General features: G+C 69.5%; 17 protein-coding genes and 4 pseudogenes. 10 read left to right on the forward strand and 11 right to left on the reverse strand.

Annotation, left to right across the window (positions count from 1 at the left end):
• Nucleotides 1-685: 685 nt before the first annotated feature.
• The 3 genes from P2L57_RS38475 to P2L57_RS38485 all read right to left on the reverse strand — a co-directional run bounded on the left by P2L57_RS38475 (nt 686) and on the right by P2L57_RS38485 (nt 2,325).
• Complete coding sequence (locus tag P2L57_RS38475; protein WP_275822971.1) at nt 686-901, reverse strand: hypothetical protein; 216 nt, start codon at nt 899-901, stop codon at nt 686-688.
• Between the two features lie 524 nt (nt 902-1,425).
• A complete protein-coding gene (locus P2L57_RS38480) occupies nt 1,426-1,623 on the reverse strand; it encodes a hypothetical protein (RefSeq protein ID WP_275822973.1) in 198 nt (65 codons plus the stop codon).
• Nucleotides 1,624-1,749: 126 nt separating this feature from the next.
• A complete protein-coding gene (locus P2L57_RS38485; protein WP_275822975.1) occupies nt 1,750-2,325 on the reverse strand; it encodes an ATP-binding protein in 576 nt (191 codons plus the stop codon).
• 130 nt (nt 2,326-2,455) lie between these two features.
• Here P2L57_RS38485 and P2L57_RS38490 point away from each other — a divergent pair, with 130 nt between their 5' ends.
• The 5 genes and pseudogenes from P2L57_RS38490 to P2L57_RS38510 form a co-directional block, all read left to right on the forward strand.
• The gene (locus P2L57_RS38490) at nt 2,456-2,938 is read left to right on the forward strand and encodes a MarR family winged helix-turn-helix transcriptional regulator (protein WP_275822977.1); all 483 of its coding nucleotides are present in this window, start codon (nt 2,456-2,458) and stop codon (nt 2,936-2,938) included.
• A 132-nt stretch (nt 2,939-3,070) separates the two neighbouring features.
• Nucleotides 3,071-4,309 carry a cytochrome P450 gene (locus P2L57_RS38495; protein WP_275822979.1) on the forward strand — a complete coding sequence of 413 codons (1,239 nt, stop codon included), beginning with the start codon at nt 3,071-3,073 and terminating at the stop codon, nt 4,307-4,309.
• Nucleotides 4,310-4,344: 35 nt separating this feature from the next.
• Nucleotides 4,345-4,554 (forward strand): ferredoxin, encoded by a 210-nt coding sequence (locus P2L57_RS38500; protein ID WP_275822981.1) that lies wholly within the window; start codon nt 4,345-4,347, stop codon nt 4,552-4,554.
• Nucleotides 4,551-5,756 carry an NAD(P)/FAD-dependent oxidoreductase gene (locus P2L57_RS38505; protein ID WP_275822983.1) on the forward strand — a complete coding sequence of 402 codons (1,206 nt, stop codon included), beginning with the start codon at nt 4,551-4,553 and terminating at the stop codon, nt 5,754-5,756. Before P2L57_RS38500 ends, P2L57_RS38505 begins: the two co-directional genes overlap by 4 nt.
• A gap of 301 nt (nt 5,757-6,057) precedes the next feature.
• Nucleotides 6,058-6,453, forward strand: a pseudogene (locus P2L57_RS38510) (transposase); the annotation flags it as partial.
• A 76-nt stretch (nt 6,454-6,529) separates the two neighbouring features.
• On the opposite strand, the gene P2L57_RS38515 reads toward P2L57_RS38510, so the two are convergent.
• Nucleotides 6,530-7,141 (reverse strand): TetR/AcrR family transcriptional regulator, encoded by a 612-nt coding sequence (locus P2L57_RS38515; RefSeq protein ID WP_275822985.1) that lies wholly within the window; start codon nt 7,139-7,141, stop codon nt 6,530-6,532.
• Nucleotides 7,142-7,308: 167 nt separating this feature from the next.
• Here P2L57_RS38515 and P2L57_RS38520 point away from each other — a divergent pair, with 167 nt between their 5' ends.
• Together P2L57_RS38520 and P2L57_RS38525 are read left to right on the forward strand one after the other, a co-directional pair.
• On the forward strand, nt 7,309-8,274 hold the full coding sequence (locus tag P2L57_RS38520; protein ID WP_275823004.1) for an alpha/beta fold hydrolase: 966 nt from the start codon (nt 7,309-7,311) through the stop codon (nt 8,272-8,274).
• Nucleotides 8,270-8,508 (forward strand): annotated as a pseudogene (locus P2L57_RS38525) (NADP-dependent oxidoreductase); the annotation flags it as partial. The gene P2L57_RS38520 and the pseudogene P2L57_RS38525, both read left to right, overlap by 5 nt.
• A 266-nt stretch (nt 8,509-8,774) precedes the next feature.
• Here P2L57_RS38525 and P2L57_RS38530 read toward each other — a convergent pair.
• The gene (locus P2L57_RS38530; RefSeq protein WP_275823007.1) at nt 8,775-9,500 is read right to left on the reverse strand and encodes a TetR/AcrR family transcriptional regulator; all 726 of its coding nucleotides are present in this window, start codon (nt 9,498-9,500) and stop codon (nt 8,775-8,777) included.
• Between the two features lie 122 nt (nt 9,501-9,622).
• Here P2L57_RS38530 and P2L57_RS38535 point away from each other — a divergent pair, with 122 nt between their 5' ends.
• On the forward strand, nt 9,623-10,741 hold the full coding sequence (locus P2L57_RS38535) for an FAD-dependent oxidoreductase (RefSeq protein ID WP_275823009.1): 1,119 nt from the start codon (nt 9,623-9,625) through the stop codon (nt 10,739-10,741).
• Between the two features lie 472 nt (nt 10,742-11,213).
• Here the strand turns inward: P2L57_RS38535 and P2L57_RS38540 are convergent, their stop codons facing one another.
• Nucleotides 11,214-11,534, reverse strand: coding sequence for a hypothetical protein (locus P2L57_RS38540; RefSeq protein WP_275823011.1), 321 nt, complete (start codon nt 11,532-11,534; stop codon nt 11,214-11,216).
• Nucleotides 11,535-12,385: 851 nt separating this feature from the next.
• A complete protein-coding gene (locus P2L57_RS38545; protein ID WP_275823013.1) occupies nt 12,386-15,157 on the reverse strand; it encodes a helix-turn-helix transcriptional regulator in 2,772 nt (923 codons plus the stop codon).
• A gap of 211 nt (nt 15,158-15,368) precedes the next feature.
• On the opposite strand from P2L57_RS38545, the pseudogene P2L57_RS38550 reads away from it, so the two are divergent.
• Nucleotides 15,369-16,119 (forward strand): annotated as a pseudogene (locus P2L57_RS38550) (IS5 family transposase); the annotation flags it as partial.
• A gap of 48 nt (nt 16,120-16,167) precedes the next feature.
• Here P2L57_RS38550 and P2L57_RS38555 read toward each other — a convergent pair.
• The 4 genes and pseudogenes from P2L57_RS38555 to ccrA all read right to left on the reverse strand — a co-directional run bounded on the left by P2L57_RS38555 (nt 16,168) and on the right by ccrA (nt 20,637).
• Nucleotides 16,168-16,338: a hypothetical protein gene (locus P2L57_RS38555; RefSeq protein WP_275823022.1), complete on the reverse strand. Its 171-nt coding sequence runs from the start codon at nt 16,336-16,338 to the stop codon at nt 16,168-16,170.
• Nucleotides 16,339-17,177: 839 nt separating this feature from the next.
• Nucleotides 17,178-17,410, reverse strand: a pseudogene (locus P2L57_RS38560) (3-oxoacyl-[acyl-carrier-protein] synthase III C-terminal domain-containing protein); the annotation flags it as partial.
• Between the two features lie 114 nt (nt 17,411-17,524).
• On the reverse strand, nt 17,525-19,279 hold the full coding sequence (locus P2L57_RS38565) for a fatty acyl-AMP ligase (RefSeq protein ID WP_275823015.1): 1,755 nt from the start codon (nt 19,277-19,279) through the stop codon (nt 17,525-17,527).
• A 29-nt stretch (nt 19,280-19,308) separates the two neighbouring features.
• A complete protein-coding gene (gene ccrA, locus P2L57_RS38570) occupies nt 19,309-20,637 on the reverse strand; it encodes a crotonyl-CoA carboxylase/reductase (protein ID WP_275823017.1) in 1,329 nt (442 codons plus the stop codon).
• Between the two features lie 865 nt (nt 20,638-21,502).
• On the opposite strand from ccrA, the gene P2L57_RS38575 reads away from it, so the two are divergent.
• Nucleotides 21,503-26,455, forward strand: a 4,953-nt coding sequence (locus P2L57_RS38575; RefSeq protein ID WP_275823019.1) for a type I polyketide synthase, incomplete at its 3' end; no start/stop codon positions are given.

A 26,455-nucleotide genomic window follows, 5' to 3' on the forward strand; every position in this document is an offset into this window, starting at 1 on the left:
TCGCGGACGGCCCGCTCACGCAGTTCGTCGGGGTACTTCCGTGGTGCAGGCATCGGACCTGTGTTCTCCCATCTGCCGAGGCGATCATGCCTGGCTTCAGGGCCGCTACAAAATCCGGTTCAGCTCACAGAGCTGCGTGCTGCCGAACGCGCCGCTCCAGCTCGATGACTGCTTTGCGGCGCCACGATAGGTGGAGATCCACTCCCCTGCCGGGTTCGCCGACGCCGGCACCGTCGCGGCGCCGACTGCGAGCGCAACGCCGGCCGCAGCGACAGCCCCGCGCGACAGGATCCGACGTGATGCTGCTGAACTCTTCATATGCCTCTCCCGAATGCCACGCTGGTGAAATCGGTGTGCTGACAGCCACTCAGTCGCGACACCCTGGTTGACCGAGCGCCGAGAACAGATCTACGCCTGAGTGACGGCAGGGCGCTGCCAGCGGACCACATCGCCCGGCTTCGTGACTCAGGCTGCTGCCTGGGTACCGGACCCGGCCAGATCTGCCACCGAGATGACGTACCCACGGGACGTCCCGAGCCCTACCTGCACGGACGCAGGCACTTGTGACGGCCCCGTGGGACGGCGGCCGGAGGCGGCGGCAGCGCCGTAGCGCGATCAGATCCCGATCAACCTCGTCGAAGAGGAAAACCGCTCGTCCTTCAGATCCCGTCCGAACTCTGGCGGGTCAGCTGGACGGGCCGTCGCCGAGCGATCGTCGCTCCGCCTGCGGTGTCGCCGCGGGCAGCTTCGCGCCGGGATCAGCGTGGCCGTGGCCGACCACCTCGGCGGCCGCGGCCGCGAGTTCAGCGACCGTGGCAGGGCGCCCCACACGCAGGGCTTGGAGGGCGTCGGCAGCATCAGGGTCATCGGGGCCGTGACCCAGCGGACGGCGTGTACGCACCCGGGCAGTCTGCCGCAAGGACTCCCGCATGGGCAGGGTGCGGGTGCATCCTCCTGCGGGCCAGGCAGACGACAGGTGAGCCGGCACCGAACCGGGAGGGCTGCGCGCCGCGATGCCGTCCGGAAGAGATGTACAGGGGGCCAGTACGCGCGTTGCACCGTCTTCCGACGGGGAAGTACAGGCGCGCAGCGCTCAGTCAGGAGTCTCGTGCCGGTCGCAAGCTCGTCATCAGTTGGCCGACCAAGGAGGGGCGAAATCCGGGTGGCCGATCGGCCATCTCGACTCTGAGAGGAGCTGTGGCCGATCCGGCCACAGCTCTCTCCGTCGATGGAACGTGCTTCGCCTGCGCGCCGTTGCTGCGAGGGGCCAGCGTTCCTTGCCTGATGATCAGCAAAGGGCGGAACCGGTTCGCTGAGGGGGCGAGCACGTAGGCAAGTGCCTGTGTGCCGCTTGACCAGCGCGGCGACCAGATCCTGCACCAACCAGCTGGGAATCAGCTTGCGGCCCTTGAGGAACGCACTCCACTACGTGCGCCCGTAGGTGAACCGCTCCTCCAACTCCCGCTGGGTCAGGTGCCAAGTAAGGTGCCGCAGCCACCCCGCCAACTCCTGCGCCTCGGGCGTCTGTCCGTCCAAAAGTCCGGGCCGCTGACCTGCCTGCGGCCTGCTCTGTCCCGCCTGCGGCATCCCCACCGAGCGCACCGAGCTGGTGGCTCTGTTCACGAGAGCGGAACGGACAGCAGATGTTCACCACTTCAGGAGGCACTTGGGCGACTCGCGGGAATCGAACTGATCGTGAATCTCGACCGGTGTTGGGGAACAAGCAGCCCGAGGGCATCCCCCGCTATGTCAAGCATTCCGGAGGCGATCGCCGACGTCGCCCGCTCGGAGACAGTGGGGGCTGACCTGATAACTGCCTGGTTCGGGGCCGGGGCGGCTTCGGCGGGGCCGGCAAGCCGTGCGGTGTGATCCGGTCAGGCGCGCGCCGTTCACGTCAGCCCAGTGGATAGCGTCTCCGAACTCCTGGCGGTCGCCATGCGCGGCGGTGAGGTGGTCGATGATCTCCAGCCCGCGGCCGTGCTCGCCGCGGGCGCAGTTGGCTGCCCAGTCGCCGTCCGTGGCAGCTGGGCCGCCGTCGGAGATTTCGATGTGCACGCGCCGGGTGCCCGGGTCGCGGCTCAGGTTGAGGTTCAGTGGGGGCTGTGCGTGCTCCACGGCGTTGGTGACGAGTTCGGAGACGGTCAGCAGCACCGAGTCGGCCGCCTCATCGGCGACCCTCCACTGAGTCAGGACCTTTTGGGTGATCTTGCGGGCTTCTCCGGCGGATTCCGGGCGGTGTGCCAGGGGCCAGGGGCCGCCCGATGCCTGCGGGCGCCGGGCAGTGGCGTGCGACGGGGAGATGTCCGGGGTGTAGGCGCAGGTCACGGTCGTCACCTTCTTCCGACGCCGCGATGGCGCCTTGGTTGTGACCAGAACCCCCAATTAACGGCTCACAACCAGGCATATCACTCATCTATATAGACAGTCAATATAGATGAGTGATATAAACGGAGGTATGGATGAGACACCTGAAGAGGGTCCCCGGGAGGTGGCGGCGGCGCTGAACCAGCTGACCACCGGAATGGTCAGGTACCTCCTGTCGGACCGGCAGGGCATGAGTCTGACCACCGCCGCGGCGCTCAACAGGCTGGAGCAGGAAGGTCCGATCCGGCTGACCGCGCTGGCAGCGGCAGAGGGCATCGCCCAACCGTCGATGACCGTGCTGGTGCAGCGGCTGGAAGCTCAAGGGCTGGCAACGCGAGTGGGCCATTCCGAAGACGGACGGGTCCGCCTCGTCGCCATCACGGATGCCGGGCGCGCGCTGATGGCCGAGCGCCGAAGCGCGCAGAGTGCCCGGGTGGCCGACCTGCTGGCCGCGTTGCCCGAGCACGACGTGCGGGCGCTGGGCGAAGCCATGCGCACGGCCCTGCCCATCGTCCAGCGGATGGTCCAAGCCGCCCCGCAACCCGGCGTTCCCGGCGGCGGGTCAGCCCCCTGAACCTCCGGGGCCGCGCTCTTCGGTGTCCTCTCCTGCAGGCGGGACCTGCTCCGCTGCCCGTCGCGCCTCGCGCGCCGGGCCCCGGTCCCGGTGCCTGCCCCCATATCAGTTTTCCGGAAAGGGCAGAGAACCATGAGCACCATCTCGGCACCCGGCACTGATGCGCCGTCGGCGGAGGTACCCGACTACCCCATGACCCGGGCGGTCGGCTGCCCGTTCGACCCGCCGCCTACCCTGTACACGCTGCAGGGCCGGGCCCCGGTCAGCAGGGTGCGGCTGTGGGACGGCAGCAGCCCGTGGCTGGTTACCCGTTATGAGGACCAGCGGGCGCTGCTGGCCGATCCGCGCATCAGCGCGGACAGCACCCACCCGCACCACCCCCATCAGTCCCCAGGCTCATTGGTGCGCCGCAGGCAGTCGCGGAGCTTCATCTCGATGGACGATCCGGAGCATGCCCGGCAGCGCCGGATGGTCACCGCGGCCTTTTCCATCAAGCACGTGGAGGCGCTGCGGCCGGCGATCCAAAAAATCGTCGACGGCTTGATCGACGCCATGCTCGCCGGGCCGAAGCCGGTGGACCTGGTCCAGGCGTTCGCATTGCCGGTGCCGTCGCTGGTGATCTGCGAGCTGCTCGGCGTCCCGTATGCCGACCACGACTTCTTCCAGGCCAACAGCAAGGTCCTGATCAAGCGCGCCACTCCACCGGAACAGGCACGGGCAGCCACCCAGCGGCTGATCGACTACCTGGACCGGCTGATCGGCGACAAGCTCGTCCACCCGGCCGACGACCTGCTTTCCACGCTGGCCGCGCGGGTCAAGGCCGGAGAACTCTCGCGGCGTGAAGCGGCCAACACGGGAATCCTCCTGCTGATCGCCGGGCACGAGACCACGGCGAACATGATCGCGCTGGGCACCCTGACCCTGCTGCAGCACCCGGACCAGCTGGCCCGGCTGCGTGAGAGCGACGATCCGAAGGTGATCGCCTCAGCCGTCGAGGAACTCCTGCGCTACCTGAACATCGTGCACAGCGGACGGCGCCGGGTGGCCCTGGAGGACATCGAGATCGGCGGGGTCACCATCCGCGCCGGCGAAGGCGTCATCCTCGCCAACGACATCGGCAACCGCGATCCCGCCGCCTTCCCCGACCCCGACCGGCTGGACATCGGCCGCGACACCCGCCACCACGTGGCCTTCGGCTTCGGCGTCCACCAGTGCCTGGGCCAACCGCTGGCCCGGGTCGAGCTGCAGGTCGTCTACGGCACCCTGTACCGCCGCATCCCCACTGTGCAGTTGGCGGTGGACCTGGAGGAGATCCCGTTCAAGCACGACGGGCTCGTCTACGGCGTCTACGAACTGCCCATCACCTGGTGACCGCGGCCAAGTCCCGCGCAGAACAGGAGGATCCGATGAAGGTGATCGTCGACCAGAACAAGTGTGTCGCCTCCGGCCAGTGCGTACTTGCCACGCCGGAAGTATTCGACCAGCGTGAGGAGGACGGCATCGTCGTCCTCCTCACCGAGAACCCGCCCGAACACCTAGCGGACGACGTCCGGCAGGCCGCCGTCCTCTGCCCGGCCCAGGCGATCTGGATGGAGGAGCAGGAGAAGAACGAGTGAAGCGGATCGTCATCGTCGGAGCCTCGGCCGCGGGACTGACCGCGGCCGAAACCCTCCGACGCCGCGGCTACGGCGCTGACCTCACCCTGATCGGTGCGGACCCCCGTCCGCCCTACGACCGGCCACCGCTGTCCAAGCAGATCCTCACAGGCAGCTGGCCCGCCGAGCGTATCGCCCTGCGATCCCCACAGGAACTGGCACGGCTGGAGGCCGACCTGCGGCTCGGACGGTCCGCCACCGCACTCGACGTGGCGGGCCGCCGGGTGCGTCTGAGTGACGGCGAGAGCATCGGCTTCGACGGTCTGCTCATCGCCACCGGCGTCGCCCCCCGGCGCCTTCCCGACAGTGATCTGGCCGGGGTCCACGTCCTGCGCACCCTCGACGACGCGCTCGCCCTGCGCGCAGCGCTGCTCGCCGGGTCCCGGGTGGTCGTAGTAGGGGGCGGATTCCTGGGTACCGAAGTCGCCGCGGCAGCCCGGACCATGGGCCTGCAGGTGACCGTGGTCGAGCCGGAGCCCGTCCCGGTACGGCGCCCGTTCGGGGACCGCATCGGCGCGCTCGTCGCCGATCTGCACCGCCACCACGGAACGCGCCTGCGCTGCGGAGTGCCGGTACACCGGCTGCGCGACACCGGCGGACGGGTGACCGGGGTGGAACTCAGCGACGGCACCACGCTGCCGGCCGATGTGATCGTCCTCGCCGTCGGATCCGCCCCTGCGACCGGCTGGCTGACCGGCTCGGGCCTGAGCCTGAGCAACGGGGTGGTATGCGACGCTCTGTGCCAGGCCGCGCCCGGAATCTACGCCGCCGGCGATGTCGCCTCCTGGCACAACCCGCGCTTCGGCACCCGGATGCGGCTGGAGCACCGGATGAACGCCACCGAACAGGCCATGGCCGCATCCGGCAACCTGCTCGGCGACGCCGTCCCGTTCGCTCCCGTGCCCTACTTCTGGACCGACCAGTACGACACCAGGATCCAGGCGTACGGCATCTTCCCGCCCGGCGCGGAGCCGCGGATCGTTCATGGCGACCCGTCGAACGGTCACTTCGTCGCCGCCTACGGCCACGACGGGGTGGTGGCCGGCGTGCTCGGCTGGAACAGCCCCCGCGAGACACGCACACTGCGCCGCCTGGTCGTCGAACGCACATCGTGGACAGCCTTCACGACCGCACCCACGCTCTCCCCGGCAACCGTGAACTGACCCCCAACTCCCCACAGGCAGCGATGAAGGAGAACAGCCGGTGACCACCGTCACCGCTGCACTAGTCACACGCCCGGCCCCCTGAGCGACACGGCGGGCCGGGCGTGTGCCTACAACGCGGAATTCGTCATCTCCGCGGAACGCTGATCAGGTGTGGTCGTACGGGGAGCATGCCCCCAGAAGCAGCCACCTGACCTTGCGCCTCGGCCCGTAACAGCTGTGCTGCCCACTCTCGTGAACATCGAACCGACGCCGCGCCGTCAGGACCGGCGCTAGGCGTCCTCCCGGAGCCCGCCGCAGATCCCACCGGCTCCCGATCGGCTTCCCTGAGGACGAGGCGATGCGGGTCTCGCGCGAGGCTATCTACCAGGCCCCGTACATCCAAGGCCGCGACGCGTTGAGCCGCGAGCCGACAGCTTGTCTGCGCACGGGTCACGCGCTGCGGGTGCCTCGGGCCAGGGCCGGGGGCCACGGGAAGAAGTTCGTCACCGAGGAAGTGACGATCAGTCAGCGTCCCGCCGAGGCCGAGGACCGGGCCGTACCAGGGCACTGCGAAGACGACCTCATCATCGGCCTAGACAGCTCAGCGATCGGTACGCTCGTCGAGCGCGCCAGCCGGTACACGATGCTGCTGCACCTACCGCCGATGGAGGGCCACGGCGGTCCTCGGGTCAAGAACGGACCGGCGCTTGCCGGGCCGCTCCTCTACCCCGGACTCAACTGGACATGAGCCCATGGCCGAACGGCAAGCCCCCGGCTGGCCAGGGCAACTGTCAGTTGTGGGTGGTGGGTTCGGGTCTCGCGCGGGCGATGGTGTCCGCCACGGTGGTGCAGGCGAGGCGCGCCACGGTGCGCAGTTCGGCGTTCGAGGCGCCGGCGCGGCTGAGCACGGCCAGGGACTGGTTGACGGCGACGACGAAGGTGGCGAGTTCGTCGAGTACTTCAGGCCCGGCCGAGGAGTCCGCCAGTGCCGCGCGTACCCTCGTGCGCTGGGTGTCGAGCAGGGCGCGCACGTGGCTGCTGTTGTCCTCTTCCAGTGTCGGCGACTGCGCAGCGGACTGCGCGATGAGACATCCCGCGGGGACTGTCGGGTCGGCGATGCGGTCCAGGACAACGTCGAAGAACGCCTCGACCGCGCGTATCGGATCCGCAGGATGTGCCGCGAGTGCCTGCTCGTACTGGGCGGCGTAGGTCGAGGCATAGCGGTCGAGGCACTGGCGGAACAGTGCGCTCTTGCCGCCGAAGGCACCGTAGAGGGACCCGCGGCCGAGACCGGTCGCGGACCCGAGGGCATCGAGTGGGGCGTCGGCGTACCCGCGCTGCCAGAACACGCGCATGGCCTTGTCCAGCGCCTCGTTGACGTCGAACTGTTTCCGCCCCGACATGCCAGGCCTCCGCTAGCGTGGCAGTCATTGATCCCGCGCGGACACGCCGCTCGCCCTGGCGCCGTTCGCGGCCCTGTCCGACACACCGGGGCAGCCGCCAACCGCTGACATCGACTGCACCCCCGGCACGAGCCCACCAAGTCCCATCTCTGAGGAAAGGCGACACCATGAGCTCGTCTTCGCCCCATCCACCCACCCCGCAAGGTCCCGGCTCCGTCTTCCAGGCACCGAATCTGCCGACCGGTTTCACCGACACGTTCACCAGCCGGTACGTCGACACCGACGGTCTGCGCTTGCACGCCGTCACCGGAGGTGAGGGACCCGCGCTGCTGCTCGTGTGCGGCTGGCCCCAGACGTGGTACGCCTGGCGCCTGCTGATGCCGGCACTGGCCCAGGACTTCCAGGTCGTCGCCGTCGACCCACGCGGCGTCGGGCTGTCCGACAAACCCCTCGACGGATACGACACCGGCACCCTCGCCTCCGACCTGGTAGCGCTGATGGCCGCGCTCGGCCACCACAGGTTCGCCATGGTCGGCCACGACATCGGCATGTGGACCGGCTACGCCCTGGCCGCGGACCACCCGAACCACCTCGACCGCCTGGCCGTCGCCGAGGCCACCGTCCCGGGCCTGTCCCCCTCACCGCCCCTCCTCGGCAGCACGCAGTCCAACGACCGGCTCTGGCACTTCGCCTTCAACCGCCTCAGCGAAGTCAACGAGCAGTTGGTGAAAGGGCGAGAACACCTCTACTTCGGCCACCAGTTCGCGACCAAGGCCGCCAGGAAACTGCCCGACTACGCCGTCCGCCACTACATCGACACCCTCGCCTGCGACCCGGAAGCCCTCCGCGCCAGCTTCGCGTTCTACCGCGCACTCGATGCGACCATCGCGCAGAACCAGCAGCGCAGAACCCGACAGCTGACCCTCCCCGTCCTGACGATCGCAGGAGCGCAGAACAGCGGCGAACTCGTCGGCAACACGATGAAGCTCGCCGCCCACGACGTGGAAAGCCTGATCATCGACAACTGCGGCCACTACCCCGCCGAAGAGACACCCGAAGACATGCTGGCCGCACTCACCACCTTCCTGGCCCCCTACCGGCACCAGGACAACCACGACACCGCATTGCGGTGACACCGTCCTGGTCGGCGATGCCGCCGACGGCACGGGCGTGTTCGCCGTACAGCTCGCGAAGCCGGCACCACAGTGATCGGAACCGGCTCGCAGAGCACGTTCGAGTTCCAGCGGCCCCTGGGCGCCGAGCCCGTGGCGTACGGCCCGGGACTCGCTGACCGGGTACCGGCACGGGCCCCCGAGGGCGTGACCACCGCGACAGACCTGTTCGGCTCCGAGACGACCGCGCTCGCGCTCAACGTGCACCTGAGCGGATCTCCACGACCGCCGCGGGCCCGAACTCCCCCGGCGGCGTGCGCGCACCGGCGGCATCGACGCGCGCCCGACCGACCCCGAGCGGATCACCAACGCGATCCTCGCAAGCACGTGGCCGGGGACCCGCGGTGGCTCACTCGCTCAGGGGGTCACCAGCCGCCTCACGCCGACCGGGTGGCCTCTGCTGCGGGCCGTAGCCCGGTTCGAGACCGCGCTGGTGGCCGGGGCCGAGGGCCTCACCGCCCTCAGGCAGCGGGTGGGGTGCACGCCTGTCCACTGGGCAGGTGGAGAGCGGTGATGCCGGTGAGGACGAAATCGATCCCGGCGAGGAACTGCTCGCGGTCGTCGTGCTCGCGTACCTGGTCCACGACGGCCCGGGTGAACGGGTAGTCGTCGGGGTCGAGCTCCTCCCATGCCGTCGATACGGCGTCGAGGAACTCGCCGCGGTCCACGTGGAGGCCGTCAACGCGGGTGTTCGCGGCGTTCTGGCCGACGGCGCCGAGGATGTAGTGCACCAGCGCCGAGGTCGCCGTGAACAAGTTGCCGTCAGGCACGCCGAGTGCCCGGACCCGCTGGCCGATGCTTTCGAAGATACGCGTCGTCACCGATCCCCAGGGGCTGCGGGAGAGCTGCATGGCGAGCTGCGTGGCGAGCCACGGGTGTTCGTCGATCGCGTCGAACAGGCCGAGCGCGACAGCGCGGATCTCGCCCGGCGGCGCGCCCGGCGGCTCGGCGGGCTTGAGGGCCACAGCGGCGGCGACGACGGCGTCGGCGGCGGCGTCCAGCAGCTCGCTCTTGTTCGCCACATGCCAGTAGATCGCCCCGGGCCCGGTGGCGAGACGCTCGGTCAGCGCCCGGAACGTCAGCCCGCCTTCGCCGGCCGCGTCGAGCAGCTGGACGGCAGCCTCGACGATGCGCTGGCGGGAGAGCGCCTCTGTGCGCCGCTGTGACCGGCGCGTCCGCGTTGCCATGTCGCCATCTTGACATATCTGGAGCGCCGTTCCAGCATGGAGCGCTGTTCCAGTACTGGAACAACATTCCAGAGAGGCTGGCCGAACCTCGCGCGGGCAGCCACGATCCCTAAGGAGCCACGATGCGCACTCCTGTCACGATCATCGGCGCCGGACTCGGCGGCCTCACGCTCGCCCGCGTCCTGCACGTCCATGGAATCCCGGCCACGGTCTACGAGGCGGAGGCCTCTCCGACGGCGCGATCGCAGGGCGGGATGCTCGACATTCACGACGACAACGGCCAACCGGCTCTCCAGGCGGCGGGACTGATGGACGAGTTCCGCGGCCTCGTCTTGGAGGGCCGCGAGGCAACACGGGTCCTCGCCTCGGACGGGACCGTTCTGTTTGACGACGACAGCACGCGTGGACGTCCCGAGGTGCTGCGCGGCGAGCTGCGACGGATCCTGCTCGACTCACTCCCGGCCGGCACCGTCCGGTGGGGGCACAAGGTCAGCGGCGTCCGTTCCCTCGGGGAGGGGCGCCACGAGGTGGCCTTCGCCGACGGCACCACCGTCGTCACGAGCCTGCTGGTCGGCGCGGACGGCGCGTGGTCAAGGGTCCGGCCATTGCTCTCCGACGCCACACCCGAGTACATCGGCAGGTCGTTCGTCGAGACCTACCTGCTCGACGCCGACACCCTGCACCCTGCCAGCGCGAAAGCGGTCGGCGGCGGGTCGCTGTTCGCGCTCGCGCCGGGAAAGGGGATCCAGGCTCACCGAGAGAGCGGCGGGACCCTCCACACCTACGTGGCGCTCTCCAAACCGCAGGACTGGTTCGCCGGTATCGACTTCACCGATTCCGCCGCGGCCACCGCACGGATCGCGCAGGAGTTCGGCGGCTGGGCGCCGGAGCTCACGGCGCTCATCACCGACGGTGAGACCGCACCGGTCCTGCGCGCCCTCAACGCCCTGCCCATCAAGCACCAGTGGGATCGGGTGCCAGGGGTGACCCTGCTCGGCGACGCCGCCCACCTCTCGGCCCCGAACGGTGAAGGCGCCAACCTGGCCATGTACGACGGAGCCGAACTCGGAAAGGCCATCGCCGCGCACCCCGATGATGTCGAGGCCGCGCTCACCGAATACGAGCAGGCCCTGTTCCCCCGCAGCGCCGCGGCCGCAACCGATGGCGCCCACCTCCACGAACTCCTCTTCGGCGACAACGCACCCCACAGCCTGATCAACATGTTCACCGGACACGAGTAGCCCCAATGAGCCACTCGCCGTGTGGGCCCAAGGGCATCGATGAACCGGCCGAGGACTGGTACCGGGGCCCGGCGTCGCCCGCTGCTCGATCTCGACCTTCAGCCAGGGCGAACCCCGCGGCACCGAAAGCGGATTCGGCCCCACCCCGTCCAGCGGCCCCTGAGTCCGTCAATCGACGCTGCGGCACATCTGACCGATCGTGACGTTGCCGCTGCGGACCACGCGTTCACGGGCTGCCTGTACGCACCGCGCCCACTGACCACAGGAACGTCCCCGCTCCCGGCGCTCTTGTTGCCGGGGACAGGAACGTTTGTGACTGAGCACGCTAGTTGGCCGCGAGGTCGTACTCGCGACGTGTTGCAGCAGATCCGTCGCCTGCACGCGCACTTCTTTTGGGTGGTTTCCCCCGCTGGTCGGCCCCGCAGGTGCCCGGCCGGTCGGATGATCCGTCCGGGGCCGTGTCCTGCCGGCCCTAGGACAGGGAGGGGTACACGTCGATGAGCGCAACGCGACGAGGGGTTCTGGGCGCGGCCCTGGCGGCTCCGCTGCTGGCGCAGTTCACGGGCACGGCGTCCGGCGCCACCGCGGCCGGAACGCTGGGCAGTGTCTCCGACGGCTGGGTGGAGGTCCGCTGGACCCCGCAGGCCCAGAAGCAGTTGGACCTGTTCCAGGCGGTGGTGGAGGCGGTGGCCCCGGCGCAGTTGGTGAAGGTTGCCCGGGGTCCGGCGATCCGCTTCCCGGTGCGGTCCGGTGCGGGCGATCCGTCGCGTTTGCCGACAGCAACGCCAGCCATGGGGGCGCCACTTGAAAAGCATGACCGCCGCAGAGTTACAGCAGACGTTCCGCATCAGCCGGGCAGACTGGCGCCAGATCGCCACCAACCCCAGCATGATCGAACCCATCGATCCGAGGCACACCGAGGGCGAAACGAAGTGGTCAGCCCACGGGTTCGTCCGCTGGCTCGCCGCCCACTACCCCGACCTCGCCCACGCCACCCCCAGCTGCTGCGCCCCGCCGGCCAAGTCTCCCCGCGCTACCTGGACGGCAGGCATACCAAGCCCCCCGCTGGCCAGTACCAGCCGCTCGAGCACTTCGCCGGCCGTTCGCAAACCCCACGCGGCGCCGTCGCCGTCATCTACGGCCACGAACGCCCCAGCCCCCAAGAAGCACTCGAACACCACCCCGACAGCGCCACCGCGGTTGTCATCCAGTGGGACGACAACCTCCACGAACTGCCATATCTGAAAGCCGTAGACCGCGAACGACCAGACCTCACCTACAGCCCTCGCTGGTCAGAACTCGCCGCCCACGTTGGCAGCCCCGTCCCCCGGTGGCCCAGCCAGCTACTCCGCGAAGAACACCTCATGGACTGGAAACCCGGCCGCAGGCGCTCCCCGGTCGTCGTCGTCACTCAACCGCCCCGCCGAAGCCCTCCACAACGTCACCGCGTCCGCCCGGAACTCCGGGGTGTATATCCGCCCTGCCACGTGAACCATCTTCCCGGACCACCAAGATCCGCCATCAGGGTGTCCAGATCGCAGGGGTCACCTCAGACCACCCTGACACCCCCAACGAAGTCACCGACAGGAGAGTGTGCGCCGCCGTCCATGTTCCGAAGGGGCGGCGCGGGGGCCGAGGGCCAGGTCAGGAGGCGAGGCTGACAGGCAGCTCACGGCGGTGGCGGATATTGAGCTTGCGGTAGGCCCGGGTGAGGTGCTGCTCGACAGTGCTCACCGTGATGAACAGCCTGTCGGATATCTCGCGGTTCGTATGGCCCCGCGCAGCGAGCGAGCACACCCTCAACTCGGCCTCGGACAGCACGTTGGCCGCCATGTCGTCTGCGGGCGGCAGACTCCGCGGCTGTTCCACCTGAGTCACGGTGACCGGCTTGGGCATCAGCGACGAGCACAGGCCCTCGGCGCCGCACTCGCTGGCCAGACGCCACGCCTGACGGAGGAGCAAACGGGCCTGCGCGGCCTCGCCTTGCCACTGATGTGCCCCACACAGCTCGACCAGCGTAAGGGCCAGCTCGTACCGGTCCCCCGCGGACTGCAACGTGTCCACTGCCTTACCCAGCAGTTCGATCCGCTGGGACGGAGCACGGGTAACGGCCTGGACCCGCAATGCGACTCCCAGGGTGCGGCGTTGGACGCGCTTGACGAGCGCGAGATGCTCATCGGCCAACCTGCTCGCTCGCTCCCGGTGGCCACGCTGCAGCCACACCTCCACGGCGCCGATTCGCCACGGCGCCAGGGTCGGCGAATCCAGCTCCCATGCCTGCGCCTTCTCACCGCACAGGATGAAGTCCGCGAGGGCGGCGTCGTAATAGCCCGTGGCCAGATAGTGACGCCCCCGTGCGTAGAGGTAGTGGAGCCCGAAGCGGGTTTCCAAGAGCCCCTTCGGTACTGGGGTGTTGACGAGCTCGGCGCTGGCCGCGTGGTCCCCGATCCCGGTACGGGCCTCGATGGCGGTGGCCAACGGCATGCCGATCTCGACGCCCCACGCCTCCACCGACATGCTCCGCAGTGTGGCCTCCGCCGACTCTGCGGCGGTGCGCAGCGCCCCCTTGCGCAGTGCGATCATCGCCCGCGTTGAGGTAAAGAGGGCATGCCAAGTCGGGGCACGGCGCTCGGTTGCGACCGTCTGAAGCTGACCGCACCAGGCGGCCGCGGACTCCAGCCTGTCCGCGTAGACCAACGCCGCGATCGCGGAATTCAGAGAGCTGATCGTGTCGTCCTCGGCCGGGAGGTGCTGCAGTACTCGCTCCGCCTCGGCCGCCAGCACGTCGTCTGCGCCGCGCTTCAAGACCGCCCACAGCGTGTGGATGGCGGACAGCCGGGGACGTCCGATCTGGTACGAGGGCGCCTGATGGAGACGGGTCGGCGAGGCAAGTCCCGTCAGTTGCTGGTACGCCGGAGGGTAGGTGAACGCCAGCCACAGCCGGGTCACGTCCAACTCAAGGGTGAGGCAGTCCCCTTGCGCCTCGTCGGCATGTGCGGCGAACAGCGGCCCCCCGATCTCGACCGCTTCGGAAACCCGGCCTTGCATCAAGAGCCGGTGGGCCACCTTGAGGCGGATGGCACCCGGCAGGTCGCCGGTCCTGGCGGGGCCAACGAGAGACAACATTATGCGCACGGCGGCCTCGGGCTGGTCCCGCCACTTGATGCGGGCCAGATTCGCCTTGATGACATGGCTCTGGCTTTGATCATGGCAGCAGCTGGCGGCAAGCTGAAGACACTGCCCCGCCAGAGACACCCGGTCCTCGCCGAGCGCTTGTTCAGCCGCGTCCATCAGCAACTGCGGCGCCCAGTCGTCCTCCACCGTTCCGCCCGCGATGAGATGCTGCGCTACCACGATGGCGGGTGCGCCCTCGTTGCGCAGCAACCCGGCAGCCCGGTGGTACAGCCGCGTCCGGTCCACGGCCGACATGTCGTCCAGCACGGCCGCGCGGATCGCCGGATGGCGGAAGCGAAGACCTTCGAGCAGCCGGGACTCGGTGAGGATCCTCATCGCCGATTCCACGTCGCACTTCTCCAGCTCGACCAGCTGCGCAAGCAACGCCGGCGAGCCGGCGCCGTTAGCGATCGCGATTCCCCGGGCTACCCGGAGCCCGTTCGGGCCGCTGCGGCGGGTGCAGGCCACCGAGGCTTCGCGGAACAGGTCAGCGGCAACAGGGCTGTAACCCGCCTCGGGGACTGTCTGCCGGGCAGTGTGGTCGCTCAAAAGAGCCTGCGCCAGGAGCGGATTCCCGCCGCTCATCGCGAAGAAGCCGGGCGCGTACTGCTCTGCCGCGGCCTGACCGAACCGGTCGGCGATCAGCCGGGCCATACCCCCCGGATCGAACGCACCCAACCTGACATGCACCACACCCGGCCGACAGGCGAGTTCGGCGAGCACGCCCTCGCCAGGGGCGATCCCGGACGGTCCGAGCGTGAGGAGAATAGTGACCGGGATCCGCCGGCAGCGCCTGATGAGGTAGAGCAGACAGGCCAGGGACTGGGGGTCGGCGTGCTGGATATCGTCGACGCAGAGGACGACAGGCCGGTGCGCACTGAGCTCGACCAGCAGGCCATGGCATGCCTGCATGGCCTGAGCCGCACCCGCCTCCGAACCGAGCAGAGACTTTTGTTCTTTGGCACGTTGAAGCGACGCCTGGAGGCCCGTGCCAGCTTCGGCGAGTTCGGCGCCCCGAAAGAGCTGTTCCACCACCGCGTACGGAAATTCGCGTTCGACCTGGGAGCCGACAGCCCCGAGCACCGTGTACCTGCAGGCTGCGGCCCGGGCTAAGAGAACGTCTAACAGCGCGGTCTTCCCGAACCCCACCGCTCCGCTGATGATGCCTGTCGCCCCGGTCCCCCCAGCGCATCCGGCAATCAGATCCGTGAGCTGGCCGAGGCATTCATCACGTTCCAGCATGTCCTGAGGCCCCCTCGAAAGATGGTTGATGCATCGCTGCGCGCTGGTCAGTGGCCTCATGTGGCCGTAGCGGATCAACGAACGTTTCCTTACGTTTTAGGTGGGTTGCTTTCCTTTCGACTCCGGCGGCCCAGTGGTGCCAGATCACTGCGTTGAGTTCCAGCAGTCGCTGGAGGGCCCGGGCCCATATCCCGGACAGGACCGGGCCGCCGTGCCGGTCGAGTCCGAGCTGTTCGTACGGGTCGTCCCGCCCGCGTCCGAGACGGCCGCGAGGCGGCGACACGGCGACCGCGAAGTACTGGCCGCGATCGTGTTCGCGGCCGCCTCGGGCCGCACCTGGCAGCAGCTCCCACCCTGCTTCAGGCCGTCCGGGGCCACCGCGCACCGGCGATTCACCGAGTGGAGCAAGGCCCAGGTCTGGGCCAAGCTCCAACGGCTGGTCCTGGACGAACTCGGCTCGGGCGGCGAACTGGACTGGAGCCACTGCGCGATCGGCACGGTGAACATGCGGGCCCCGAAAGGGGGAAGCTGACGGGTTCGAATCCTGTCGACCGAGGCAAGAACGGCTCGAAGATCCACTTGATCATCGATGGCTCCGGTCCGCCCTCTCGGTCGGCACCTCCGCCGCGAACCTCCACGACAGCCAGGCCCTGATCCCCCTCGTGCCAGCGATCCCGCCCGTCCGCTCCCCCCGCGGACCACGCAGACGCCGCCCCGCCAAACTCCACGCCGATAACGGCTACGACCATCTCCACCTGCGGCGATGGCCTAGCGACCGCCGCATCACCCACAAAGGCATCGGGTCCTCCAACCGACTCGGCCGCCACCGCTGGGCCCTTGAGCGGACGGTCGCGTGGCACACCGGCTGCCGCCGACTACACCGCCGCTGCGAGCGCAAGGCCGGGGACTTCCCCGCCTTCGCCGCCATCGCATGCACCCTCATCCGCCACCGACGGCTCACCAAACGAGATGCCTCCAACACACGGCACGTTCGTCAGAGCCGGACCGCGTCAGCAAGCGGGCGTCTTCCGCAGCACTGCCGAGGGCCGACCGTTGTCGCCCTCGGTCAGTGCGCGGCGGCCAAGGGCGGCGTACCGGGTGAAAAGGGTGGCGTCATGGCTACCCCTCTCGGCCGCCAACCGGTAGCCCCAGCCGGGGTACGCCAGCATCTCCTGGGCCACTTCCGCGCTGCTGACCCGTAGGTGTGGGCCTTGCCGCGAGTAGCAGTCTCAGGAGCACTAAGTAGGTCTGCACCGTCGCGACCACGCTGGGTGGTGGGGTGCTCTCCCATAACTCGTCCACCATGAGGTCAACAGGGGACGACCTGGCCGACCCGAGCCGCCAGCAACGCCAGTGGTTGCCGGGGCCTGGGTGCGCTCGGCGCCACCTCCCGGGTCGTTGGCGCCGACGCCCTGAGGCCCGAGAATCCCGATGTCCATTGTTTCCCCCATAGAAGTTCCGTGCGCATGGGAGTGGAGTCGAGCATATTGGTACACGTTTTGATGACAATATGACAATTGACGTTAACTGTCAAGGGTGGCCGAAGAGTATCCCTCCGGGCGACTTTTCGGGCTTTGGTTTTGCTTGACTTTCCCTTGATTGTGTCTCTATTGACGACCTTTGTGGCCCCGATCCGGTCCGAGTGGTCGGCGCGGTGCCGCGACCTTGCCATCTCTGCCGGTCCAGGCTGGGATGGTGCGCGCCCAATACTGTTACGGGAAGATGTATTACGGTGGTGATGGACATCCCGAAGGTATTCGAAGTTCACGGCCCTGTAAGCGAATTCGAGTAGTTCTTCGCGGCGGTACTGGAGTGCATGCGGGCCCAGCCGGATTTCCGGCACCACAGGCTGCTCGGGTAGGCCGTGCCCTCGATCAGGTAAATGTCGCCGAGTAGGACGACGAGGGGCATCTGCACGCCGCGCTGACCCGTCCCGGTGTCGCCTGGCGACTGAGCGCGCTGACGAGGGCGGTCGGCTACGCGCCGACCGCCCTCGTCATCTCCAGGTGGCTGGGGACGGTCAGGGCAGGGCGCCCACCATGGCGGCGTACGTCAGGCCGGCCCCGAAGCCGACGAGCAGGGCAAGGGCGCCGCTGTCCACGGCGCCCTGGGCCGCACACGTTCCATCGCCAGCGGAATGGAAGCGGCCGAGGTGTTGCCGGTGTCCGTCACGTCCCGGGCTATGGCCACATGCGGTGGCAGCCCGAGGCCGGTCGCGACCGCTTCGACGATGCGCAGGTTGGCCTGGTGTGGAGTCGATCAATTCGACAAGCTCGGCGTTGTGCACCACCCGGCTCGGCCGGTAGGCGCCGACCCCGATTATCCGGGAGCTGGCGGCTGCGGCGGTCGTGCTGACCATGCCCCTCATCACGCCTCCCGCGCCGGGGCCGGGCCGAACTCGCCGTCGAGATAGCGGCGGCGGGCCTCGCGGCGCTGCATCTTGCCGCTGGAGGTCTTCGGCAGTGATCCTCGGCGGACGAGCACGATCTCGTCGATCCACAGGCGCTGCCCATCCCGGACGGCGTCGCGCACCCGGGCCCGTAGCGAGTCACCGCCGCCGTTGCGCAGCGCCCGGCCGTCGGCCTCGACCAGCAGTACCACGCGCTCGGTGTGCCCGTCGTCGACGGCGAAGGCCGCGGCGCAGTTGGGGTGCAACGCCGGGTCCGACTTCTCCGCCGACAGTTCGATGTCCTGCGGGTAGTAGTTGCGGCCTTGGTGGATGACCAAATCCTTCAGCCGGCCCGCGATGAAGACCTCGTCGCCGTGCAGAAAGCCCAGGTCACCCGTCCGCAGCCAGGTGCCGCGCTGCTCCTGCCCGACGATCCGGGCGCCGAAGGCCTCGGCGCTGTCCGCCGGCCGTCCGTGGTAGCCGCGGGCGACGCAGGGGCCGTTGATCCAGATCTCGCCCACCTGGTCGGCCTGCTGGGCGATGCCCGTGGCGGGATCCACGATGGACAGGTGCGAGGTGCCCACGGTCACCCCGCAACCCACCACTGGTACGCCGCCGAGCTCAGGGCCGGCGAGCGGGGCCACCCGGCCCTCCTGCAGTGCCTCGGCGTCGAGCCGTAGCACAGTGGGTTCGCGATCCTCCGGACTGCCGCTGAGCTTCAGGGTGTTCTCTGCCAGGCCGTAGCCCGGGCACATGGCCTGCGGGCGGAACCCCGCCGGGGCGTACGCCTCGGTGAACGCGCGTACCGTCGCCCAGCGCACCGCCTCGGCCCCGTTGACCGCGACCCGCCAGGAAGAGAGATCCAGCCCGGGCGGCAGGCCTGCGTCGGTGGCCGAGCGTACGCACAGCTCGTAGGCGAAACTGGGCGCTGCGGCGTGGGTGCCACGGAACCGGGAGATCGCCTCCAACCAGCGCGCCGGCCGCCGGATGAACGCCTGCGGAGCCATCAGGTAGGCCGGGATACCCGACCACAGCGGCATCACCACGCCAAACATGAGGCCCATGTCGTGGAAGAGCGGAAGCCAGTTGACAACCGTCCCATCGGAGCGGAGGGGCCACAGCTCGATGGTCTCGGCGACGTTGCTGCGGAAGTTGGCGTGGGTGACCTCGACGCCCTTCGGATCCCCGGTGGAGCCGGAGGTGTACTGCAGCAGCGCGATGTCGTCCGGACCGGGTGGACTCCCGGCCCAGTCGTCGGTCGGGAAGTCCTGCATCGACTCGGTGTCGAGCAGGGTCAGCCCGGCCAGTTCAGGCAGGTCACCGAAGCCCTCCTCAAGCTCGCGCTTGACGGCGGCCGTTGTGAGGATCGTCGACGTGCCGACGTCGTCGGCGATGCGGCGCACCCGGTGCATGCTGCGGCGCCTGGTCGGCACCTGGACGGGTGCGCCCGCAATCCCGGCGTACATGCAGGCCAGCAGCGTCGAAATGAACTCCAGGCCCGACGGGTACAGCAGAACGGCTGCGCCGCCGCTGAGCCCCGCCGCGTCCAAAGCGGCCGCGCCCGCCCGGGCTGCGGTGTCGAGCTGACCGTAGGTCAGGGTCTGCTCGGGTGTCTCGCCGTCGCGCAGGAAGACGTACGCGACGTTGTCGGGCTGCTTCTCGCCCCGCAGCCGCGACGCCTCCGGCAGGGTAGGGGCCAGCTGGGCCAATAATTCGAACGCTGTGGCGGTCACAGTTCGGCATACCTCGTTTCGCGGGCCCGCTACGGCATGGACCTGAGCGGGTTGAGCCACTGCTCGCCGAGCCGGGCGCGTAGCTGGTGGTCGGTGACGCCGAGACCGGGCTCGGGTGCCATGCACAGCACGCCGACTTTGCCCGTGTGGGCGTTGGTCTGCACAAGCCGGGTCGCCTCGGCCGCCTCGGCGAGCGGATACACCGCGGAGAGAGCCGGGGCCAGCTTGCCCAGTCGGCTCAGCCGCATCGTCTCGGTCGCCTCGCTGAGGTTCATCCCGTGGCTGCCGATGACGCGTTTGAGGTTCATCCAGAAGTAGCGATTATCGAAGTTGTGCTCGAATCCCGAGGTCGAGCCGCAGGTGACGATGCTCCCGCCGCGGCGGGCCACGATGACGGAGAGGCCGAAGGTCGCCTTGCCGACGTAGTCGAAGACGATGTGTGGATCTTCACCCACCGCCTGCCGGATCGCCCGACCGAGCCGCTTGGCGAGCTTCACCGTCGGCGGGCCTGGCTCTGGCTGGACCCCGATACCGATCTCCTGCCGGTTGATCACGACGTCGCAGCCGAGCTTGCGGACCAGGTCCGCCTTGTACTCCGAGCTGACGACTCCGACCGGGATGCCCCCGCCGTTCTTGACCATCTGGACGGCGAAAGAGCCGAGGCCTCCCGACGCTCCCCAGATCAGGACGACGTCGCCCTGCTTCATCCGGGCACCCCGGTCACCGATCAGCATCCGGTACGCGGTGCCGCCGCAGAGCGGGATGCAGGCGGCTTCCTCCCAGGTCAGGTGGGCCGGTTTGGGCATCAGCTGGCTCGAACGGACCACGGCGTACTGGGCCAGACCGCCGAAGTTCGTCTCATAACCCCAGGCCCGCATGTCAGACAGCATGCTGTCCGCGTGTGTCATCGGGTCCTCGGTGTCCGCCACCAGGGGGCAGACGGAGACGCGGTCGCCCACTGCCCACCGGCGCACGGCAGCACCGGTTCGCACGACTATCCCCGCAGCGTCCGAGCCGACCACATGGAACGGCTGGTCGTGCCGGGCGTCCCACCGACCCGCCTTGGCCATCCGCTTCAGTGCGTCGAAGGTGGAGACGGGCTCGAAAGTCGCTGACCACACGGTGTTGTAGTTGATCGAGCTGGCCATGACGGCCAGCAGCACCTCGTCGGGTGCCAGCTCGGGCATCGCCACACGGCCCACCCGCAACGAGCTGCGCACGTCCTTGTCGGTTGCGCCCACGAAAATGTCGGCATCCTCTTGCCGCAGATGGGCGGCCAGGAATTCCGCTGGGACCGGGATGCGACTCAATTCGTCCGGATCGGCGCCCTGGAGAACTGCCTCGGTTAATGGCTCCATGTACCTAGCCTCATTTCGGACCGGATGGAATTCTTGGCATGCAGAATGCCGACGCTACGGGAGGCCGATTCCGATCGACACCCCTATGTCGCCCCCTTAAATACTCCTGCGGTAAGCCTCGGGAATGTCGGTGTCGTCATTGCCGGCGCCCGGCGCCGACGGTGGCTGGGTGGTGAGACAGAGGCGATAGAGTTGCGCCGCGCCGCTGTCGACAACGCGCAACATTGCGATCACGGGCAGAGCGCCGGCCGCCGCCAGGACGGGCCCCATCGGCCCGCGGCTCTTCTCCGCTCTCGGGCGGTCCGCAACGATGACATGACGCGGGCTCCTCGCGACGATGACGACCGATTGTGGCGTGCTCAGGTTGCCGATCGGAACCCCTAACTCCCGGTGCGATGCTGACCCTTAACGCCCCGCTCGGCTGCTTCGGCCAAGCTCCCGGGGTGGCCGGGGCGGCATCCGCCGGGCGGTTGCCGGACGCCTCGGAGGGTGGACGCGGTGCCGGTCGCCGTGGGGTGCCGAGAGTCGCATCACCGGCGCTGACACCGCGCGCAGCGTCCCGTTGCTCCTTCTCCCGACGCCGGGAAATCCAATTCCCGGAGCCCTTGGGAAAGCACTGGAATGGCGGTGGCCGACGCTTGGGCGTGCCTGCCCGGCCCGTAGGCGACGGCCGGCGATCTAGGGGTAGCGGTGGACCTAGGGGTTCGGTAGGGGGCCCAGGACGATTGGGCCGCCGCTAGCCTCGCTGGAAACGGGACGCTGTGTAGGCCCGACAATAATCGATTGCGGTTGCTGGGATCTTCCCCTCTTTAGATATACCGACCCTGCATCGGGCGTCCACCAGCTCGGGGCCGCGGGAGCGATAATGAGTGACGGAAAGTCCTTCCAGTATCTGAAGAAAGTGACTTCAGAACTCCGGCGTACCCGCCAGCGACTCTCGGAGCTCGAGTCGAAATCGAGAGAGCCGCTCGCCATCGTGGGCATGGCCTGCCGTTTCCCCGGCGGGGTGGCCGACCCGGACGACCTGTGGCATCTGGTGGCCTCCGGCGGCGACGCGGTCTCTGTCTTCCCGGTGGACCGCGGCTGGGACGTCGACGCGCTGTACGACCCGATGGGGAACCGCCCGGGCACGTCACTGACCCGGGAAGGCGGCTTCCTGCACACCGCGGCGGACTTCGACGCAGGGTTCTTCGGGATCTCCCCGCGCGAAGCCCTCTCGATGGACCCGCAGCAACGGCTGATGCTGGAAGTGTCCTGGGAGGCCCTCGAACACGCCGGCATCGACCCGCGCTCCCTCGTCGGCTCGCCGACCGGGGTGTTCACCGGCCTGATGTACCACGACTACCCGGCCTCCGATCAGCCCGATTCGCCCGAGGGCACCGGGTCGGCCGGTCTCGGCGCCAATGGTGCGGTCGCCTCCGGCAGGGTGTCGTACGTGCTGGGTCTCGAGGGTCCGGCTGTGACCGTCGATACGGCCTGTTCGTCGTCGCTGGTGGCGATGCACCTAGCCGGTCAGGCACTGCGGTCGGGGGGGTGCTCCCTCGCCCTGGCCGGCGGGGTGACCGTGATGGCGACCCCGAGCACCTTCGTGGAGTTCAGCCAGCAGGGCGGCGGCCTGGCCGGTGACGGCCGGTGCAAGGCGTTCGCCGAGTCGGCAGACGGCACCGGATTCGGCGAGGGTGCCGGTGTCGTGGTGCTGGAACGGCTTTCGGACGCCCAGCGCAACGGCCACCCGGTTCTCGCGGTGGTGCGATCGAGTGCGGTCAATCAGGACGGTGCGTCGAACGGGCTGACCGCCCCGAACGGACCGTCACAGCAGCGGGTGATCCGGCAGGCCCTGACGGTCGCCGGACTCTCCCCCGCCGAGGTCGACGCGGTGGAGGCGCACGGCACCGGCACGACGCTGGGAGACCCGATCGAAGCGCAGGCGCTGCTGGCCACTTATGGCCAGGACCGGCCCGAGGACCAGCCACTGTGGCTGGGTACGGTGAAGTCCAACATCGCTCACACTCAGGCGGCGGCCGGGGTGGCCGGTGTGATCAAGATGGTGCAGGCGATGCGCCACGGGGTGCTACCGCGCACCCTGCACGCGGACCAACCCACCTCGCACGTCGACTGGAACCAAGGCCAGGTACGGCTGCTGACCGAGCCGGTGCCGTGGCCGCAGACCGGGCGTCCCCGCCGGGCCGGCGTCTCCTCCTTCGGCGTCTCCGGCACCAACGCACACCTGATCCTGGAGTCCGCCCCGGTAGCCGAGACCACCGGCGACGAGGTTCCGTCGGCCGACGCTCCCGGCCTGGTCGTGCCCGGTGCCGCGATGGCGTGGGCCCTGTCGGGCCGGTCCGCGAACGCGGTGGCAGGGCAGGCCAGCCGGTTGCTGGAGCGGGTGCGGGGCGACGCGGAGCTTGACGTCGCCGATGTCAGCTGGTCGCTGCTGAGCTCCCGGTCGCTGTTCGAGCACCGCGCCGTCGTGGTCGGCGGTGGCCGCGCTGAGCTGACGGCCGGTCTGGCCGCTCTCGCCGCGGGGGAACCAGCCGCGAACGTCATCACCGGCGAAGCCCGCTCCGGCAGCCGCGTGGTGTTCGTCTTCCCGGGCCAGGGATCGCAGTGGCTGGGGATGGCGAAGGAGTTGCTCACCACCTCGCCGGTCTTCGCGGCGAAGGTCGAGGAATGCACCCGGGCCCTGGAGCCACTGGTCGACTGGTCGTTGCTGGACGTGCTGCGAGCGCCTGAGGAGTCGGCGGAGCTGCTGGAGCGCGTCGACGTCTACCACCCGGTCTTCTTCACGATGATGGTGGCGCTCGCCGAGGCCTGGCGGGCCCTGGGCGTCGAGCCCGCGGCCGTGGTGGGGCACTCCCAGGGCGAGGTCGCCGCGGCGCACGTGGCCGGCGCGCTGGACCTCGCGGACGCCTACCGGGTGGTCCTGGTGCGCTCCAAGATGTTCGAGCAGGACCTGCTCGGGCAGGGCGCGATCGCCTCGGTCAAGCTGTCGCGATCCGTCGTCGAGGAGCAGATCTCCGGGTACGCGAACCTGTCCGTCGCCGCGACCAACTCCCCGTCCGCGGTAGTTGTCTCCGGCGACGTGGACGACGTGCGGGCGTACCTGCGCGAACTCGAGGCCGCCGGGGTGCCGGCCCGGATCCTCGGAATGGCGGCGTCCCACTCGGCGGCCATCGAGCCCCTGCGGGACCGGCTGCTCGAGGAGCTCGCGTTCGTACGGCCCCGGGCGGGTTCGGTCCCGATGTACTCGACCGTCGACGGTGCCCTCGTCGACACCGCCTCGCTGGATGCCGAGTACTGGTACCGGAATCTGCGTCAGCCGGTGCGGTTCGAGCAGATCACCCGAATGCTGGCGGAGGAGGGCTATGCCGCGTGGGTAGAGGTCAGCCCGCACCCGGTCCTGACCGTGCCGGTCCAGGAGACCCTTGACACGCACTATCCCGATCTTGCCACCGAGGCGGTGGTCACCGGGACGCTGCGGCGCAACGAGGGTGGGCCGGCCCGGATGCTGACCTCTGCGGCCCAGCTGTTCGTGCACGGCGTGCCGATCGTCTGGGACGGCCTGTTCGCCGGCCGGTCGCCGCGGCGGGTGGATCTGCCCACGTACGCGTTCCAGCGCCGCCGGTACTGGCCGACGGCCGTCCCGGAGCGGGTGTCAGGCCGTGACCCGGTGGACGCGCTGTTCTGGGAGTCCGTCGAGGGCGGGCAGTTGGCCTGGTCGCTGGGTGTCGACGACAAGGTGGTATCGGGTGTCGTCCCGGCGCTGCTGAACTGGCGTGAGCGCCGCCTGCGGGAGGCGGCCGCCGACGACTGGTGCTACCGCCAGCAGTGGGTTCCGGTCGACGGACTCCCGCAGAACTCCCCTGCGGGTCGCTGGCTGGTGGTCGTGCCCGGCGGCGACGATCCGTGGGTCACCGGTGTCGTCGACTCCCTGGGTCCGGATGTGTCAGTGCTCGAGGCCGACGCGGCGAACGCCGGACAGCTCGCTGCCGCGGGCGCCGACTGCGCCGGTGTGGTGTGGCTGCCGACCGCCGAGGAGGCCGGGGTGGCGGCGACCCTGCGGCTGGTCCAGGCGCTGCGCCAGTCCGGGCTGACGGCACCGCTGTGGGTGCTCACCCGCGGCGCGGTGTCCGCCCGGCCGGGCGAGCAGGTCAGTGGGGTATGGCAGGGCGGGCTCTGGGGACTGGGCCGGGTCGCGGCCCTGGAACTGCCCGCGATGTGGGGCGGCCTGATCGACCTGCCCGAGCAGCTCGACCCCGCCGCGACCGCGCGCTTGGCAGGCGTGCTGTCGACGGCCCACGGCGAGGACCAGCTCGCGGTGCGCGCGTCGAGTGTCGTGGCCCGTCGCCTGGTGCACGCTCCAGGCCGCGGCTCCGGCAAGCCTTGGCGTACGGGCGGCACCGCGCTGGTCACCGGGGGTACCGGCGGCCTCGGGGCGTACGTGGCCCGGTGGCTGGTGGACCGGGGCGCCGAGCACGTGGTGCTGCTGTCCCGCCGTGGCCCGGATGCTCCGGGTGCGGCCGATCTGCGAGCCGAGCTGGAGCAGACCGGAGCGCGGGTGAGCGTGCTCGCCTGCGACGTGGCCGACCGGGCGGCGATGACCGAGGTCTTCGCTGGCATACCGGCCGACCTGCCGTTGCGGACCGTGGTGCACGCCGCCGGGGTGGGCAGCGCGCTGACGCCGGTGGAGTCCTTGACGCTCGACCAGTTGAATGACGAGCTGCGGGTCAAGGCCAGCGGCGCACTGCTGCTGGACGAGCTGACCGCCGGTCTGGAGCTGGACGCGTTCGTGCTGTTCTCCTCGGGCGCGGCCTCGTGGGGCGGCAGCGGCCAGGGTGGATACGCGGCGGGCAACGCCTGCCTGGACAGCCTGGCCGAGTACCGGCGCTCGCAAGGCCGGACCGCCACCTCCATCGCCTGGGGCGGCTGGGCCGCGCCGGGCATGACTGAGCTGGACGCCGCCTTCGTGGATTATCTGGGGCGGATGGGTGTGCTCGCCATGCAGCCCGACCTCGCGATCGCGGCCATGCAGCGGGTCCTCGAGGACGACGAGACCACCATCACCGTCTCCGACATGGACTGGGCCAAGTTCGTCCCGGCGTTCACCCTGGCCCGCCCCAGCCGCCTATTCGCCCTGCTCCCGGAGACGAACCCGGCCGTCGGCGAGCTCGCCGACGCCGACGGCGCCGCGTTCGCCGACCGGGTGGCGGCCATGTCCGTGGCAGAGCGGCGCGAGCACCTCACCGCCCTGGTCCGCGACCACGCCGCCGCCGTCCTCGGCCACGCCGACGGCACCGACATCGACCCCGGGCAGGCGTTCCGGGAGGCCGGCTTCGACTCGCTGACCGCGGTCGAGCTGCGCAACCGGCTGCAGACGGCGACCGGGCTGGCGCTGTCGGCCACCCTGGTGTTCGACTATCCGAATGCGGCCCGGCTGGCCGGCTACCTCGCCGAGCAGTTCGGTGACGCTGCGGCGCCGCAACACGACCTGCCGGCGCCGGTGTCGGCGGCCGACGACCCGATCGTCGTGGTCGGGATGGCCTGCCGCTATCCGGGCGGCGTGACCGGCCCCGACGACCTGTGGGATCTGGTCGCCAGCGGCACGGACGCGATGACGCCGTTCCCGCACGACCGGGGCTGGGACGTCGAGGCGTTGTACGACCCGGCGGGCTACCGGCCGGGCGCCTCGGTCACCCGCGAGGGCGGCTTCGTCGAGTCGGCGGTGGAGTTCGACGCCGGCTTCTTCGGGATCTCACCTCGCGAGGCCCTGGCGATGGATCCGCAGCAGCGGCTGCTGCTCGAGGTGGCCTGGGAGTCG

This window comes from Streptantibioticus ferralitis (assembly GCF_029223525.1).
Classification (GTDB): domain Bacteria; phylum Actinomycetota; class Actinomycetes; order Streptomycetales; family Streptomycetaceae; genus Streptantibioticus_A; species Streptantibioticus_A ferralitis.